General features: G+C 74.8%; 13 protein-coding genes. 10 read left to right on the forward strand and 3 right to left on the reverse strand.

Going from position 1 to position 16,526, the window contains the following annotated elements; translation table 11 throughout:
* The first annotated feature begins 148 nt into the window (after window positions 1–148).
* From QQS41_RS09420 to nadC, 4 genes are all read left to right on the forward strand, one after another.
* On the forward strand, window positions 149–874 hold the full coding sequence (locus tag QQS41_RS09420) for a hypothetical protein (protein ID WP_448852445.1): 726 nt from the start codon (window positions 149–151) through the stop codon (window positions 872–874).
* A gap of 118 nt (window positions 875–992) precedes the next feature.
* Entirely contained in the window at window positions 993–2,072 is a 1,080-nt protein-coding gene (nadA, locus tag QQS41_RS09425; protein WP_448852446.1) for a quinolinate synthase NadA, read from the forward strand.
* Window positions 2,073–2,079: 7 nt separating this feature from the next.
* Window positions 2,080–3,678, forward strand: coding sequence for an L-aspartate oxidase (locus QQS41_RS09430; RefSeq protein ID WP_448852447.1), 1,599 nt, complete (start codon window positions 2,080–2,082; stop codon window positions 3,676–3,678).
* A 177-nt stretch (window positions 3,679–3,855) separates the two neighbouring features.
* Entirely contained in the window at window positions 3,856–4,698 is an 843-nt protein-coding gene (gene nadC, locus QQS41_RS09435) for a carboxylating nicotinate-nucleotide diphosphorylase (protein ID WP_448852448.1), read from the forward strand.
* Window positions 4,699–5,126: 428 nt separating this feature from the next.
* Here nadC and QQS41_RS09440 read toward each other — a convergent pair whose 3' ends face one another.
* Both QQS41_RS09440 and QQS41_RS09445 read right to left on the reverse strand, forming a co-directional pair.
* The gene (locus QQS41_RS09440; RefSeq protein WP_448852449.1) at window positions 5,127–5,864 is read right to left on the reverse strand and encodes a hypothetical protein; all 738 of its coding nucleotides are present in this window, start codon (window positions 5,862–5,864) and stop codon (window positions 5,127–5,129) included.
* A 37-nt stretch (window positions 5,865–5,901) separates the two neighbouring features.
* On the reverse strand, window positions 5,902–7,893 hold the full coding sequence (locus QQS41_RS09445) for a hypothetical protein (RefSeq protein WP_448852450.1): 1,992 nt from the start codon (window positions 7,891–7,893) through the stop codon (window positions 5,902–5,904).
* 933 nt (window positions 7,894–8,826) lie between these two features.
* Here QQS41_RS09445 and hisD point away from each other — a divergent pair.
* The 6 genes from hisD to QQS41_RS09475 all read left to right on the forward strand — a co-directional run bounded on the left by hisD (window position 8,827) and on the right by QQS41_RS09475 (window position 15,076).
* Window positions 8,827–10,152 (forward strand): histidinol dehydrogenase, encoded by a 1,326-nt coding sequence (gene hisD / locus QQS41_RS09450; RefSeq protein WP_448852451.1) that lies wholly within the window; start codon window positions 8,827–8,829, stop codon window positions 10,150–10,152.
* A gap of 179 nt (window positions 10,153–10,331) precedes the next feature.
* On the forward strand, window positions 10,332–11,471 hold the full coding sequence (locus QQS41_RS09455) for a histidinol-phosphate transaminase (RefSeq protein ID WP_448852452.1): 1,140 nt from the start codon (window positions 10,332–10,334) through the stop codon (window positions 11,469–11,471).
* Window positions 11,472–11,585: 114 nt separating this feature from the next.
* Window positions 11,586–12,194, forward strand: coding sequence for an imidazoleglycerol-phosphate dehydratase HisB (gene hisB, locus QQS41_RS09460; protein ID WP_448852562.1), 609 nt, complete (start codon window positions 11,586–11,588; stop codon window positions 12,192–12,194).
* Window positions 12,194–12,505, forward strand: coding sequence for a hypothetical protein (locus QQS41_RS09465; RefSeq protein ID WP_448852453.1), 312 nt, complete (start codon window positions 12,194–12,196; stop codon window positions 12,503–12,505). The genes hisB and QQS41_RS09465 overlap by 1 nt, the downstream gene beginning before the upstream one ends.
* Before the next feature lie 16 nt (window positions 12,506–12,521).
* A complete protein-coding gene (locus tag QQS41_RS09470) occupies window positions 12,522–14,033 on the forward strand; it encodes an MFS transporter (protein WP_448852454.1) in 1,512 nt (503 codons plus the stop codon).
* Window positions 14,034–14,422: 389 nt separating this feature from the next.
* A complete protein-coding gene (locus QQS41_RS09475; protein WP_448852455.1) occupies window positions 14,423–15,076 on the forward strand; it encodes an arsenate-mycothiol transferase ArsC in 654 nt (217 codons plus the stop codon).
* A gap of 117 nt (window positions 15,077–15,193) precedes the next feature.
* On the opposite strand, the gene QQS41_RS09480 is transcribed toward QQS41_RS09475, so the two are convergent.
* Window positions 15,194–16,504, reverse strand: a complete 1,311-nt coding sequence (locus tag QQS41_RS09480) for a class I SAM-dependent methyltransferase (RefSeq protein ID WP_448852456.1) — start codon at window positions 16,502–16,504, stop codon at window positions 15,194–15,196.
* Window positions 16,505–16,526 lie beyond the last annotated feature (22 nt).

Consider the following 16,526-nt stretch of genomic DNA (forward strand, 5'->3'; position numbering starts at 1 on the left):
GCGGCCCCCCCCGTCCGCGGATGCGCCCGTCCGCGCCGGTGCGCCGGTGAGCGGGCGGCGGACGCGCCGGCCCCGGACTCGCCCGGCCTTCGCCGGCCCGAGCCGGTACGCGCCGGGCGATGTCGGGTCGCCGCCTACACTCGTCGCCATGACGACGCAGCACCCGGACCGCCCCGACGCGACGGCAGCCCCCTCCGACGGCACGGCCGCCCCCGCGGATGCCCCCGGAGCCGCCCCCGCCGTCCCGGCGGACGCGCAGGAACCGGCGACGGCCGGCGCGGCCGGCGGCACGGACGCCCCCGCGCCGCTCACCCGCGCGGAGGCCCGCGACAACGCCCGCCGGGCCCGCCGCGCCCACCAGGAGCCGACGTTCTCCGGCGCCGCCGGCACGGTGCTGGTCGCGGGCATCGCCGTGGCCGTCGTCTTCGGCATCCTGCTGGGCGTCCTGCGCCCCGGCCAGTCCGTGGACGTGCTGCCCGGCGGTGCGGCGGCGGTGCGGAAGGAGGACATGGCCGCCGGCTTCACCGGCCTCATCATCGCGGCGACGCTGTCCGGCATCGCGGGCCTCGGCCTCGGCGCCTGGTCGTGGGCGCGGCACCGGCGGTGGCGCGGCGCCGGGATGCTCGTCGTGGCGGGCCTCGTCGCGGCGGTGACGTCGCTGGGCATCATCACCGTCGGAGACGTCATCGGGCTGCTGCGCCAGGGGGACGCGTCCACGGCCGCGGCGGGCGACGTCGTCACGCTCATCCCCCCGATCCCGCAGCTGGTGCCCGCGCTCATCGCGGCGTTCCTGGCGTTGCTGGCGTACTGGTCGGGGGTGCTGCTCGCCGGCGACGGCGGCGAAGAAGCCGTGGAAACGGGGGTGGACGGCTAGACTCCCGGGGCATCCCCTCCAGCCACCGGCCCGCCTCCCGCGGGCCAGGGCCCGGCGGGCGCGCCACGCGGTCCACCCGCGGCGGCCGCCCGCCGGGCCCTCCGTCGAAGGAGCACCCGTGTCAGCCCCCGCCACCCAGCGCACCCGCACCCTGCGCCCCCTGCACTCCGACCTGCTCGACCGCGTCACCGGCGGCGACGGCGACGCCCCCTACGGCGGCATCCCCGGCGACGCCGCCTGGGCCGCCGAGGTCCGCCGCCTGGCGGAGGAGCGCAACGCCGTCATCCTCGCCCACAACTACGAGCTGCCGGAGATCCAGGACGTCGCCCACCACACCGGCGACTCCCTCGGCCTGTCCCGCATCGCCGCGGAGACCGACGCCGACGTCATCGTCTTCTGCGGCGTCCACTTCATGGCCGAGACCGCCAAGATCCTCAGCCCCGACAAGACGGTGCTCATCCCCGACGAGCGCGCCGGCTGCTCCCTCGCCGACTCCATCACCGCCGACGAGCTGCGGGAGTGGAAGGCGGAGCACCCGGGCGCCGTCGTCGTCAGCTACGTCAACACCACCGCCGACGTGAAGGCGGAGACCGACGTGTGCTGCACCTCCTCCAACGCCGTCGACGTCGTCGCCTCCATCCCGGCGGACAAGGAGGTGCTGTTCAACCCCGACCAGTTCCTCGGCGCCCACGTCAAGCGCCAGACGGGCCGCGACAACATCCGCATCTGGGCCGGCGAGTGCCACGTCCACGCCAACATCAACGGCGAGGAGCTCGCCCGCCGGGCGGAGGAGAACCCCGACGCCGACCTGTTCATCCACCCCGAGTGCGGCTGCGCGAACTCCGCCATCTACCTCGCCGGCGAGGGCATCATCGAGCCGTCGCGCGTCCACATGCTGTCGACGGGCGAGATGCTCACCGAGGCCGCGAAGGCGGAGCAGGCGGGCACGGGCAAGGTGCTCGTCGCCACGGAGGTCGGCATGCTGCACCAGCTGGGCAAGGCCGCCCCGGACGTGGCGTTCGAGCCGGTCAACGAGCGCGCCGCCTGCCCCTACATGAAGATGATCACCCCCGCCGCGCTGCTGCGCTGCCTCGCCGAGAGCGGCGACGAGGTCGACGTCGACCCCGACGTCGCCGCGCGGGCCCGCCGGTCGGTGGAGCGCATGATCGCCATCGGCAACCCGGGCGGCGGGGAGTAGCCCGGCGATGACGCGGAGGGCCGACCACCTGGCGGACTGGCGGGACGCCTGCGACCTGCTGGTCGTCGGCGGCGGCGTCGCCGGCCTGTCGGCGGCCCGCCGCGCCCGCGAGCTGGGGCTCGACGTGCTGCTGGTCGACGCCGGCCGGTGGACCGCCGGGGCGCGGCCCGCACCGCGCTTCGCCGACGCCGCGACGAACCTTGCCCAGGGCGGCCTCGCCGTCACCGGGCTGGCCGACGCCCCCGGCGGCCCCGACGGCCGCGACACCGTGGACGCCCACGTCGGCGACACCCTCGACGCAGGCGGCGGCCACTGCGACGAGGACGCGGTGCGCGCCATCATCGGCGGCGCCGCGGAGGCCGTGACCTGGCTCATCGGCCTCGGCGCCCGCTTCGACGAGGAGGCCGGGCCCGACCACGCGGGCGCCGGGCCGGCGGATGCGGGCGGGGCGGGGACCGTCGCAAAGCACGTGCTGTGCCGCACCCGCGAGGGCGGCCACACCCACCGCCGCATCGTGCACGCCGGCGGCGACCGCTCCGGCGCCGAAATCCAGCGCGCGCTGGAGGAGGCGGTCGCCGGGGTGCGGCTGCTGCAGAACGCGCGGCCGGTGCGCCTGGTGCGTGACGACGGGGCCCGCGTCGCCGGCGCCGTCATCCGCGACCCCCGCGGCGCGGGGCTCGTGCGGGCGCGGGCGACGCTGCTGGCCACCGGCGGCGTCGGGCAGCTGTACCGCTCGGCGACCGCGCCGGCCGGGATGACCGGCGGCGGCCACTTCCTCGCGCTGGAGGCCGGGGCGGAGCTGGCGGACATGGAGTTCGTGCAGTTCCACCCGACCGTGCTGTTCGACGAGCGCGCCACCGGGCGGCGGCCGCTCATCTCCGAGGCGGTGCGCGGCGAGGGCGCCCGGCTGGTCGACTCCCGCGGGCGGTCCGTCACCGACGGCGCCGACCCGCGCGGGGACCTGGCGCCGCGCGACATCGTCTCCCGGGCCATCGCGACGCGGTTGCGGGAGCTGGGGGAGACCCACGTGTTCCTCGACGCCCGCGGCGTGCCGGACGTGCGCCGCCGCTTCCCGACGGTCACCGCCGCCTGCGACGCCGCCGGATACGACCCCGCCGCCGACCTGCTGCCGGTCGCGCCGGCGGTGCACTACACGTGCGGCGGCATCGCGACGGACGCCCGCGGGGCGACGCGCGTCGGCGGGCTGTTCGTCGCCGGCGAGTGCGCACGGACGGGGCTGCACGGCGCGAACCGGCTGGCGTCGAACTCGCTGCTGGAGGGGCTGGTCGTCGGCAGGTGGGTCGCCGAGGACGTCGCGGCGGCGATGGACGCGGGCGCGGAGGGCGTCGTCACGCTCGCGGATCCGGGCGCGGCGGTGCGCGTCCCGCGCGCGTTCGACCCGGCGCTCACCGACCTGCAGCTGCGGCGGCTGCGCGACGCGATGTCCGACGGCGCCGGCGTCACCCGCACCCGCGACTCCCTGCTGGCGGCGCGCGAGGTCCTCGACGGGCTGCCCGACGCGCCGGAGACCGTCGTCGCCCGCGTCATCGTCGAGGCGGCGTTGGCGAGGCCGGGCACGCTCGGCTGCCACACCCGCCTCGACTGACCCCGGGGCGGCGCGGCCGCGGGCGGCCTACGCTCGACGGAGGCGCCCCGGCGGATGCCCCGGCGGATGCGCCGGCGGACGCCCCGGCCCGCGACGCCGGCCGACGCACCAGCCCGGCGAACTCGCCCGACCACGACACCACGACACCGGCCGCCACGGCCCCGACCAGGAGAGAACATGCTCGACGAAGCCACCACCCGCGGCCTCATCCGCACCGCCCTGCAGGAGGACCTCCGGTACGGGCCGGACGTGACGTCGCTGGCGACGGTGGGGGCGTCGCAACGCTCCACCGCGACGATCGGCTCCCGCGCCCACGGCGTGCTCGCGGCGACCGACGTCATCCGCTGGACGCTGGAGGAGGTCATCGCCGACGGCTTCGACGTCGAGATGCGCGCCGGCGACGGCGACCGCGTCCGCCCCGGCGACGTCGTCGCCGAGATCGAGGCGCCCACCCGCGGGCTCCTCACCGCCGAGCGCACCCTGCTGAACCTGCTGACGCACGCCTGCGGCATCGCGTCGGCGACCCGGCTGTGGGTCGACGCCGTCGACGGCACCGGCACCCGCATTCGCGACTCCCGCAAGACCCTGCCCGGCATGCGCAACCTGCAGAAGTACGCCGTCACCTGCGGCGGCGGCGTCAACCACCGCATGGGACTCGGCGACGAGGCGATGATCAAGGACAACCACGTCGCCGCCGCCGGGGGCGTCGTCCCCGCCCTGCGCGCGGTGCGGAAGGCGTACCCGGAGCTGCGGTGCGAGGTCGAGGTCGACACCCTCGAGCAGCTCGACGAGGTGCTGGCGGAGAAGCCCGGCCTCGTGCTGCTGGACAACTTCGAGGTCTGGCAGACCCAGATGGCCGCACAGCGGCGGGCGAAGCTGTCGCCGGCGACGCAGCTGGAGTCCTCCGGCGGGCTCACCCTCGACGTCGCCCGCGAATACGCGTCGTGCGGCGTCGACTTCCTCGCCGTCGGCGCGCTGACGCACTCGGTGCGGGTGCTGGACCTCGGCCTGGACTTCTAGGGGCGGGCTTCGGCGGAACCGGCTGCGTGGAGCGGTGACCGCGGGGTCGTTTCGACCCGGTTGGATGCGCGGGCTCGCGGGGTCAGACCCACTTACGGCCATTCCGACCCTGTTTTAACTGGGTCGGAATGGCCGTAAGTGGGTCTGGCGGGAATGCGGGCGGGCCGTAAGTGGGTCTGGCGGGAATGCGGACGGGCCGTAAGCGGGTCTGGCGGGAATGCGGACGGGCCGTAAGTGGGTCTGGCGGGAATGCGGACGGGCCGTAAGCGGGTCTGGCGGGAATGCGGACGGGCCGTAAGCGGGTCTGGCCGGAACGTGGGCGGGTTGGCAGCGAGCCGGATGCGCGGGGCCAGTGCCGGCGGGGTCGGATGCGCGGACCCCGGGTGCGGCGGAACCGGCTGCGCGGAGCGGGCCCGGACGGGGCGGGGCTAGAGCCGGGCGGCGACGTCGCGGCCGAGCTCGTCCAGCGCCCGCTTCCAGCGCGCGCCGGCCTCCGGATCCCGGCCGGCGAGGGCGCGGGCGCGGTGCAGGGCCTCCTCGGCACGCGGCACGTCGTCGACGGCCAGCTGGCACTCCACGATCCGGCCGACCAGGGGGAGGGCCTGGGCGGTCAAGCCGTGGGACTCGAACAGCCCGGACGCGAGCTCGAGGTGATCGACGGCGCGGCCGTGGTGCTCGCGGCGGATCTCCGCCAGGCCGTTGAGGGTGTGCCACTGCGCCCAGCGGAGGTGGCGGGGCGGCGACGGCGGCAGCTCGTCGAGGTCGGCCGCGGCCGCGGCGGCGCCGGCGGCAGGGTCGGCGTCGGCAGCGTCGGCACCGGCGCCCGCCGGGCCGCCCGCGCCGACGGGCGCGCCGCCCGCCGCAGCCACCGCGGTGTCGGCGTCCGCGCCGGAGGGGGTGGCGTCGTCACGCGCGGAGGCCTCCCGCACCGACTCGAGCTGGTCGAGGAACTCGAGGTAGTCGGCGGCCTTGTCCATGATGTTCGGCGCGGACCCGCGGATGGGCCGGCCGAGGCCGTCGACCGCCGGCGCGTCCTCCGCATCGCCGAGATCGGCGAAACCGGCCATGAGCAGGTCGGCGGCCTCCCACAGGCGGCCGCCGGCGGCGAGGTCGGAGGCGTCCGCGAAGAGCTTCGCGACGGGCGACTGCTGCGTCGAATCGGTCATGACGGACAGCGTAGCGGCAGGGCGCGCGGGCCCCGCGTCAGCCCAGGATCTGCGACAGCGCGTCGCGAACCGGATGCTCGTCCCACTGGTCGATGGGCAGCAGCTCGTCGATGCGCGCGGTGTAGCGCGCCGCGCCCGCCAGGTCGTCGCGGTCCAGGCAGCAGCGCACGCCGGTGAGCAGCGTGCGGGCGGCCTCCTCGCCGTCGCCCGACTCCAGGTAGCCGGCAGCGGCCGTGTCGACGTGCCCCAGCGCCAGGTCCTCGCGGCCCGTCGCCCAGTAGATGTAGGCCAGGTCGTCGTGCCAGTCCGCGATGGACCAGCCGTCCGTGATGAGGCCCCGCGCCCGGACCATCAGGTCCTCCGCCTCCTCGCCCGCCGCGGCGATGGCCCGGCCGGGATCGGGGGAGGCGTCGGGGTCGGCGTCGATCGGGGCGTCGTCACGCGACTCCTCGACCGTGCGGACCGCAGCCGCGGTCGCGGCGGTGACCAGGGTCCGCGCGGCGTTGCGCAGCGCCGCCGACGCGCCCGCCGGGTCGCCGAGCCGCTCCAGGTGATCGGCGTGCTGCACCAGCAGGTCGCGCGCCTGGGCGACGTCGCCGACGCGCGCGGCCGCGGAGCTGGCGATGGTGAACGCGGCGGCGGTGCGCTCCTCGTCGTCCGTGAACGTCGACCACTGCGCGACCGGCACCGCATGCGACAGCGCGCGCCGGTCCTCTCCGGAGTCGAGCAGCGACCGCGCCAGGATGAGGCGGATGTCCATCACCAGCGGATTCACCGGCATCCCCGACGCGTGCGCCAGCGCCCGCCGCGCGATGCCCGCGGCCTCCGCGAAATCGCCGCGCGCGTTGAGCAGCGCGGTCAGCATCCGCGCGGAGCGCAGCGTTGCGACGGTCAGATCCAGCGCCAGACCCGCCTCCACCACGGGACGCAGCTGGCGGATCGCCTCGGCCTCCTCGCCGGCCTCCAGCGACAGGTGCGCGAGGACCTGGCGGGCCTCGACGGTGGAGGTCACGGGCTCCGAGCGGGGCTCCTCGGCGACTTCGGCGCAGATGCGGGCGGCACCCGCGAGGTCACCGCGGCCGTGGGCGATCTGGGCCTCCAGCAGGCGGCGGTCGTCGTCGGAGGAGCGGCGCGGCGCGTAGGTGGCGGTCCACTCAGCCAGGGCGGACGCGAGGTCGGGGCGGCGGGCCATCGACGCCGACGCCGCCGTGATGGCCGCGGACAGGGCGTAGCGGTAGGCGTCGCGGCCCTGCGGCCGCAGGTCCAAAATGTCGCGGGCGACCGAGACGACCTGCGGGATGTCGTGGTCCGCCGGGCGCATCGGGAACGGGTGGGCGTCGATCCAGCGCTCCGCGTCCGCGAAGGCGCCGAACGCCCGGGCGTGCAACGCCGCCGCCGGGCGGTTCTCCCGGATGGCCCAGTCGAGCCAGTCCCGGCGAGCCTCCGCGGCCTCGTCCGGCAGCTCCAGCTGGTCGGCGACGGCGTGGCGCAGCGCGTGGTACTCGCCCGCCAGGTCCGCCATCCGGCCGGTGCCGTCGGCGTACTCCGGCCATTCGGCCAGGTCGGCGGCGGTGGAGAGCCAGTGGTCGCGCGCGAACGCCGACACCGCGCGCCACGACGACACGTGGTCGAGGTTCCGGCCGGCGTGGCTGGAGAAGGCGAGGAGCTCCGGGAGCTCCGACGGCACCGGCTGCGGCGGGAACGTCGGCATCCGCGGGGCGATCGGCGGGGCGGCGTCGGCGGCGTCGCGGGCGGCGCCCTCCGCGCGGAAGGCGGCCCAGGGGTCGGCGGCCGGCTGGGCGGGCGCGTCGGGGTCGGGGTGGTCGCCGGGTTCCGCGTGGTGCGTGACGACGGCGTCCCGTCCGTCGGCGTCGTCCGCGGCCGGGGCTGCGTCGGCGCTTGAGGCTGCAGTGTCGTCGGCGTCTGCTGCGCCTTCCGCGGCTGCGCCTGCGGAGGGATCGTCGGCGGATGGCCCTGCGGCGTCGGTGCCGCGGGCCGTCTCTTCGCCGAGTTCCTCCCACCAGGTCATTGGTCCATTGTCGGATCCCGGCCCCGCGAGGGCAAAAGGGGAGGGGAGAGGCGTGTCGGGGCCGCCGGACGCTGCTCTGGAGGTGCCTGGGGCGGCTGGGGGGGCGCGTGTACGGCCGCGGGCCTCGCCTCGGACATTGCCTCGGTCATCGACGCGGGAGCGCCCCGAGGGGTTAACGGGATTTAGTGGCCCGAACGCGATCCGGTACCTGGGGTTTTGTCGCGGATTTTGTCGCGTTCGGGCCGCTAAACCGCGTTTACCGGGCTTGGGCATGCGGGTCGGGTGGCGATTGGCCGGGAACGGGCGGTCTTGCCGTGCGGTCTCGGCGTCCGGGCTCGCGGAAGCCGGCGGGCCGGGCTGCAGCGCGTCGGGTGCGGGGCCCGGCGCCGCAGCAGTGGCCTTGCAGGGGGTTAACACCCTTTAGCGGGCCACACGCACGCTGGCCCCTGGGCTTTTGCCGCCGGATCTGAGGTGTCGGGCCCGCTAAAGAGCGTTAACCGCCGGGAGGGGCCATCGAGGCTGCCGGGTCCGCGGCCGGACGGCAGCTGCAGGCGATGTCGTAGGGGCTGATGGGGCTCGTGGCGTTGGAGTGAATGCGGGTCCGGCTGCTCGGGCGACGGCCCCGCCCAGGCCGCCGCGCGCAGCAACACCCAGATATATATGCCATGCCCCACCCGGCCCCGACCCGCCGCAACCGGGGCACTATGCTGATCCGGGCAGGAAGTGGGCCCGCTCCAGGCGGCACCGGCCACGGCATGCAAGCCACGGCAGGCACGCCACGGCGAACACGCTGCGGCACCGGTCTTGGCAGGCACGCCACGGCAGGCAGTCCACGGTGACGACGCCGCGGCAGCCGCTCCACCGGCCACCGGCACCGGCCGCCGGCGCCGGCCCACGTCAACCCCCGGATCCGTAAAGGCGGTTCGACCACCGATGCTCTCCATCACCGATTTGCGCGGACGCGTCCCCTCGACCGCGGAGCTGCGCCAGGCCCTGCCGCGCGGCGCCGCGGACGTCGAGTCGATGATCCCGACCGTCCGCCCCGTGGTGGAGGCCGTCCGCGACGGCGGCGCCGAGGCGGCCAACGGCTTCTCCGAGAAGTTCGACGGCATCCGCCCGGCGAGCCTCCGCGTGCCGGCGGAGGAGCTCTCCCGCGCCGTCGACATGCTCGACCCGCAGGTCCGCGAGGCCCTCGAGGCCTCCATCGCCCGCGTCCGCAAATTCCACAATGCGCAGTGCCCGAGCGACACGCGGGTCGAGGTCGTGGAGGGCGGCGTCGTCACGGAGAAGTGGATCCCGGTCGGCCGCGTCGGCCTGTACGTGCCGGGCGGCAACGCGGTGTACCCGTCGTCGGTGCTGATGAACGTCATTCCGGCGCAGGAGGCGGGCGTCGATTCGCTGGTCGTCGCCTCCCCGCCGCAGAAGGATCACGGCGGCCTGCCGCACCCGACGATCCTCGCGGCGTGCCACCTGCTCGGCGTCGAGGAGGTGTGGGCGGTCGGCGGCGCGCAGGCCGTGGCTCTGATGGCCTACGGCGACGCCGACGCGGACAACCCGCTGGAGCCGGTCGACATGATCACGGGCCCGGGGAACATCTTCGTCACCGCGGCGAAGCGCCTGTGCCGCAGCGTCGTCGGCATCGACAGCGAGGCCGGCCCGACGGAGATCGCCGTCCTCGCCGACGCGACCGCCGACCCGGTGTCCGTCGCCTACGACCTCATCTCGCAGGCGGAGCACGACGTCATGGCGGCGTCGGTGCTCATCACGGATTCGGAGGAGCTGGCCGCGGCCGTCGACCGCGAGGTCGAGGCCCGCTACCCGGTCACCCTCAACTCCGATCGCGTGCGCGAGGCGCTGGAGGGCCCGCAGTCGGGCATCGTGCTGGTCGACGACATCGACGCCGGCATCCGCGTGTGCGACGCGTACGCGGCGGAGCACCTGGAGGTCCACACGGCCGACAGCGCCGCGACGGCGGCGCGGGTGCGCAACGCGGGCGCCATCTTCGTGGGCCGCTTCTCGCCGGTGCCGCTGGGCGACTACTCGGCGGGCTCGAACCACGTGCTGCCGACGTCGGGCACGGCGCGCCACGCCTCGGGCCTGTCGACGCACACGTTCCTCAAGGCCGTGCACGTCGTGGAGTACGACGAGGCGGCGCTGAAGGGCGTCTCGGACGACGTCATCGCGCTGGCCGACGCGGAGCGCCTGCCGGCCCACGGCGAGGCGATCCGCGCGCGGTTCGAGGATCTCTCCGCGCGGTAGCCCGTGTCGCCGTCGCAGGTGTTGCTTGACGACGGCCACCGCCCCGGCCCCGTGCCGGACGCCCCGGCGCCGCCGCGCGGCCCCGCCCGGGGGAGCCGCGCAGCCGGCTCCCGGACCGCGCTGCCCGGCCACCCGGACCATTCCCGCCCACCGACCCCGACCGAACCCGGAAGGACGCCATGACCGACCGCATCACCCTGGCCGACCTGCCGCTGCGCGACGAGCTGCGCGGCGAGGAGGCCTACGGCGCCCCGCAGCTGAAGGTCAGCGTGCGCCTGAACACCAACGAGAACCCGTACCCGCCGTCGGAGGCCCTCCTCGCCGACCTGGTCGACGAGGTCCGCCGCGGCGCGGAGGAGCTCAACCGCTACCCGGACCGCGACGCCGTGGAGCTGCGCGACGCCCTGGCGGGGTACGTCGTCAAGCGCACGGGCGTGGACGTCACGCGCGACAACGTGTGGGCGGCGAACGGCTCGAACGAGATCCTGCAGCAGCTGCTGCAGGCGTTCGGCGGGCCGGGCCGCACGGCGCTGGGCTTCACGCCGAGCTACTCCATGCACCCGATCCTGGCGTCGGGCACGCAGACGGAGTTCGTGGCGTGCCCGCGCGGGGAGCGCTACGACATCGACGTCGACGCGGCCCTCGCGGCCATCGCGGAGCACCGGCCGGACGTCGTGTTCGTGACGACGCCCAACAACCCCACCGGCAACCTCACCCCCGAGGCCGACCTGCGGCGCATCATCGAGGCGGCGCCCGGCATCGTCATCGTCGACGAGGCCTACGCCGAGTTCACCGACGAGCCGTCCGCGGTGCGCCTGCTGGCGGAGTACCCCGCGAAGCTCGTCGTCAGCCGCACGATGAGCAAGGCGTTCGACTTCGCCGGCGGCCGCCTCGGCTACTTCGTCGCCGACCCCGCCTTCATCGAGGCCGTCATGCTGGTGCGCCTGCCGTACCACCTGTCGACGCTGTCGCAGATCGCCGCGATCGTCGCCCTGCGGCACTCCGACGACACGCTGGCGACGGTGGCGAAGCTCGCCGCCGAGCGCGACCGCGTCGTCGCGGAGCTGGAGGCCATCGGCTTCGACGTCATCGAGTCGCACTCCAACTTCGTGTTCTTCGGCGAGTTCGACGACGCCGCCGCGGCGTGGCGGGCGTTCCTGGACCGGGACGTCCTCATCCGCGACGTCGGCGTCGGCGGCCGCCTGCGCGTCACCATCGGCCTGCCGGAGGAGAACGACGCGTTCCTCGCCGCCGCCCGCGCCATCGCCTCCGAGGCCGGCGCCGGGGGAGACGCCGCCGACGACGCCGGCGAGCGCTAGACCCGCGGCGACCCGCCGCGAACCGAAGCGAACCGACACCCACCCGACACAGTCACGACAGGAACCCCGACAGGAAGGAGACCGGCCGTGATCGACACCCCCGACCGGGAGCACATCGCCGGCGAGGACCGGATCGGCCGCGCCGAGCGCACGACCCGCGAGTCGACCATCGTCGTGGAGATCAACCTCGACGGCACCGGCAAGACCGACATCGAGACGGGCCTGCCGTTCTTCGACCACATGCTGACCGCCTTCGGCGCCCACGGCAGCTTCGACCTCAAGGTCCACGCCAAGGGCGACATCGACGTCGACGCCCACCACACCGTGGAGGACACCGGCATCGTGCTGGGCACCGCGCTGGCCGACGCCCTCGGCGACAAGCGCGGCATCCGCCGCTTCGGCGACGCCTGGATCCCGATGGACGAGACGCTGGCGCACGCCATCGCCGACGTGTCGGGCCGCCCGTACTTCGTCGCCACCGGCGAGCCGGACCAGATGATCACCGCGGTCATCGGCGGCCACTACGCCACGGTCATCAACGAGCACTTCTTCGAGTCGCTGGCCCTCAACGCCCGCATCGCGCTGCACGTGCGCTGCCTGTACGGCCGCGACCCGCACCACATCACGGAGGCGGAGTTCAAGGCCGTCGCCCGCGCCCTCCGCGCGGCCGTCGAGCCCGATCCGCGCGTGAAGGGCATCCCGTCGACGAAGGGCGCGCTGTGATGGCGGGTCCCGTCGTCACGCATCTCGCGGATGCCCCGCACACCGCAGGCGCGGCGCTCGCCCCGCACACGGCGCACACCGCAGGCGCCGTGCTTGCCGACGCCCGCGAGGTGCTCCTCGTCGCGCAGAACGCCGCCGTCGGCGGCCGCGCCGCGCTGACGTACCTGCTGTTCATCATCGCCGGCCTGCTGGTCGGCGGCGCGTGGTCCGCGTACAAGGCGGGCAGCACGGCCGGCACCCTCGTCGCCGGCCTGCTGGCCGTCGTGGCGCTGGGCGGCGCGATTCTCTGGCTCCTGGGAGGGATGGGATAACCCGATGGCGACGCGCATGCTCAGCCGAAGGGAACTCGATCAGCTCGACAGCATGTGGAAGAGCCCCGCGCTCATCCCCGCTCTCGTCACCGTCGTCGCCGCCTTCGGCGGATGGGCGCTCCTGCTGCCCGTCATCCCGCAGGCGATCCTCGACGGCGGCGGATCCGCCGGGCTCGCCGGCGCCTACACCGGCGTCTTCATGGCCGCCACGGTGGCGACGCAGACGCAGACGCCGCGGATGGTGCGGGCGTGGGGCTACTCCACGACGATGCTCATCTCCGCGCTGTTCCTGGCGCTGCCGACGTTCGGGCACCTGCTCGGCACCGGTGCCGCGCTGGTGCTGCCGCTGGCGGTGCTGCGCGGCATGGGCTTCGGCGCCCTGACGGTGGCGCAGTCGGCGCTCATCGCGGAGCTGGTGCCCGTCCGGTTCCTGGGCAAGGCGTCCGGCACCCTCGGCCTGGCCGTCGGCGGCGCGCAGCTGGTGCTGCTGCCGCTGGGCCTGATGATGGCGAAGGTGCTCGGCGGCTACGCGTGGGTCTACATCCTCGGCGCCCTCATCTCCCTGACGGGCGCGGTGATGTGCGCGTTCCTGCCGCGGTTCAAGGCCCCGCCGAAGGTGACGACGTCCGGCTCGCGCACCCCGGGCGACGACGTGCCGGCGTGGAAGCTCATCGCCGTGCCGGCCATCGGCATCAGCACGGTGTCGATGGGCTTCGGAGGCATCTCCACCTTCCTGGCCCCCGGCGCCCGCGAGACCGACCCCGTCGCCGGCGCGGTCGTCGCGGCGTTCGCGCTGTCGGTCGTCGGCGGCGCGCAGATGATCTCCCGCTACGTGGCGGGCTGGTGGGCCGACCGCGTCGGCCGCGCCGGCACGCTGCTGGCCTGGGCGCTGGGTGCGGCGGCGCTGGGCCTGGGGCTCATGGCGTTCGTCATGTTCGTCGGCGGCGGCGGGTCGTCCTACTGGCTGCTGGCCGCGGCGGGGCTCTACGGCGGCGGCTTCGGCATCATCCAGAACGAGGCGCTGCTGCTGATGTTCGAGCGTCTGCCGCGCGAGCGCAACGCCGAGGCCTCCGCGTACTGGAACATGTCCTACGACGCGGGCACGGGCGTCGGCTCGTTCGCCCTCGGCCTCGTCGCCGGTGCCGCGGCGCAGTCCTACCCGGCGGTGTTCGGCACCGCGGCGCTCATCGCGGCGTTCGGCATGATCGTCGTCGCCGCCGACTGGATCGCCGGCCGCCACCGCATCGCGGAGACCCACAACACCACCGCCCGCCTGCGCCGCCTCGGCTCCGAGGTCCGCGTCCAGGCGCGGAAGGTCCCGGGCGCCCGCCCGGCCTACCGCGGCGTGCGGCGCGCGGCCCTGGCGGTCGACGCCGCCGGCGACGCGGCCATCGCCGCCGGCGCCCGCGCGGTGCGCCCGCTGCGCCGCCGCGGCCAGGGCGTGCCGGGGGCGGCGCCGGAGACCGACGTCGACATGCGCGGCGTCGAGGCCGCCCGCCGCGCCGCGGAGGAGCGCGGGGACGACTGACGCGCGGGCGGGGGAGCGGCGCGCGTCCGCCTCGCCCGGGGCGGCGCGCGCGTGCCCCACGTCCCCGTCCGCCGCACCGTCGGCGCGGGTCGCGGCCGTTCGCGTGACGACGCTCCCCGCCACGCTTTCGTGCACCGCACCGTGCTTCATCTGCCGTTAACCTTTCGGTCCACCGGCCGGCCTCGAACGGGGTGGGCCATCGTCATGTGACGCCCCGGTTTCCCCGCCGGAAGTGTCGCGCAAAACACGCCGCTGGCACGGCAAATCGCCTTGCCATGGCAGTCCCTCCCCGTTAAAGTGAACGGCAGGTTAACAAAAGGAGAACCGCCGGTCGCCGCATGGCCCCGCACAGGGACGCGCGCCGCGGTTCACGCAGGAGGGACAGGACAGTGCTCGACCGACAGCTGGAGATCGTCCGCGAGGATCTGCACCGCGAATACGACCAGGTGTGCCCGGCCGCCGACCTCGACGCCATCGTCGACGAGGTCATCGCGGAGCACCGCGCCTCCTCCCACATCCCGGAGTTCATCCCGGTGCTGGTGGAGCGCGACGTCGTCGCCAAGCTCCGCGAGCGCTACGGCCACGACGCCCGCCCGCGCAAGGAGGTGCTGTTCGTCTCCGAGCGCAACGCCGGCCGCTCGCAGATGGCCGCCGCCGTCACCAAGTGGATGGGCGGGGACAACCTGTTCGTCCGCGTGACGGGCCTGCACCCGGAGGCCGGCGTCGACGAGGGCGTCGTCGCCGTCCTGCGCGACCACGGCATCCCGACCGACACCCTCGACCAGACGCCGATCGTTCCGCGCGTCACCCACCCGGCCGACGTCGTCGTGCTGCTCGGCGTCGACGACGCCCCGGGCGTGCCCGGCCACCGCTACGGGTCGTGGGACGTCAAGGACGCCCACCACGCCGACCGCGCGCAGGTGGAGGACATGCTGGAGGACGTCATCACCCACGTCCGCGAGCTGTTCGAGGAGCTCGGCGTCGAGTACCGCATGCCGGTGCGCCGCGAGCCGGGCCTGAACCGCACCGCCGCGAACGCCTAGTGGCGCGGCCGCGGCTCGCCCGCAACGCAATCGCCTGACGACGGGACCCCGCGCGGGGTCCCGTCGTCACGCATGCGGCGGTCACCCGCGGCAACCTCAGCGCCGGCCGCGGCCCCCCTACGGCGTCCACCACTGCCGCTCCGGCAGCCCGGTGGACCCGTCGTCGTGCAGCTTCACCCCCAGGAAGTGGTGGAGCTGCACGTCGTTGTTGTCGAAGGCCCACTCCGAGCCGGCCATGTAGATGCCGTAGAGCTTCGCGGTGCCGTCGCCGACCAGCGCGCGGGCCTCGTCCCAGTTGGCCTCCAGGTTGCGGCACCAGTGGTGGAGCGTGCGCGCGTAGTGGGGGCGCAGGTCCTCCTGGTGCAGGACGTCGAAGCCGGCGTTCTCCATGTGGCAGCGGATGGTGCCGGGCCCGTCGAGCTCGCCGTCGGGGAAGATGTAGCGGTCCATGAACTGGCCGGCGCGGATGGCGACGTTGTTGCGCGGCCGGGTGATGCAGTGGTTGAGCATCCGGCCGCCGGTGCGCAGCTTGCCGTAGAGGAACGTGAAGAAGTCCCGGTAGTTCGACGCGCCGACGTGCTCGAGGATGCCGATGGCGCTGACGGCGTCGAAGTCGCCCTCCGGCACGTCGCGGTAGTCCATCAGCCGGATCTCGGCGAGGTCGCCCAGCCCCTCCTCGGCGATGGCGGCGTTGCCCCAGTCGGCCTGCTCGCGCGACAGGGTGACGCCGGTGACGCGGACGCCGCGGCGGGCGGCGTAGCGGACCATGCCGCCCCAGCCGCAGCCGACGTCGAGCAGCCGCTCGCCCTCCCGCAGCCGCAGCTTGTCGAAGACCAGGCGGTACTTGTTCTCCTGCGCCTCCTCCAGCGTCGCGTCCTCGGAGGGGAAGTAGCCGCAGGTGTAGGTCATCGAGGGGCCGAGGAACAGCGAGTAGAACTCGTTGGACGTGTCGTAGTGGTGCGACACCGACTTGGAGTCGCGTTCGCGGGAGTGGCGCTGCAGCCCCTCGAGCTTGCGCCGCCACGCCGGCAGGACCTCCTGCGGCGGCGCGGGCTGCAGGCGGACGGCGCCCATGGCCTTCAGCGACTTCGCGATGCGCAGCGCCTCGCGCGCCGACGGCCGCCGGAAGCCGAGCTTCTTCAGCGCGTCGAACATGGCGTAGGGGTGCGCCTCGTGCACCCCGTGGGGGACGAGCCCGCCGGTGAGGTAGGCGCGCGCCATCCCCAGGTCGCCGGGCGCGGTGACGATGTACGCCAGGCCCTCGACGGACGTGATCTCCAGTTCGAGGGCGACGTCGCCGTGGCCGACGACGGACCCGTCGAACGCGCGGATGCGCACCGGCAGCGGCGCGACGGTCACCGCCCGGACCATGTCGGCGACGGTCATGGGCTGGAAGCAGGAGTCGGTGGTGGAGGGTCCCCGGAACATGCTGTGCGTCTCCTTCCTTTCG

The sequence above is a fragment of the Corynebacterium sp. 335C genome, from assembly GCF_053525695.1.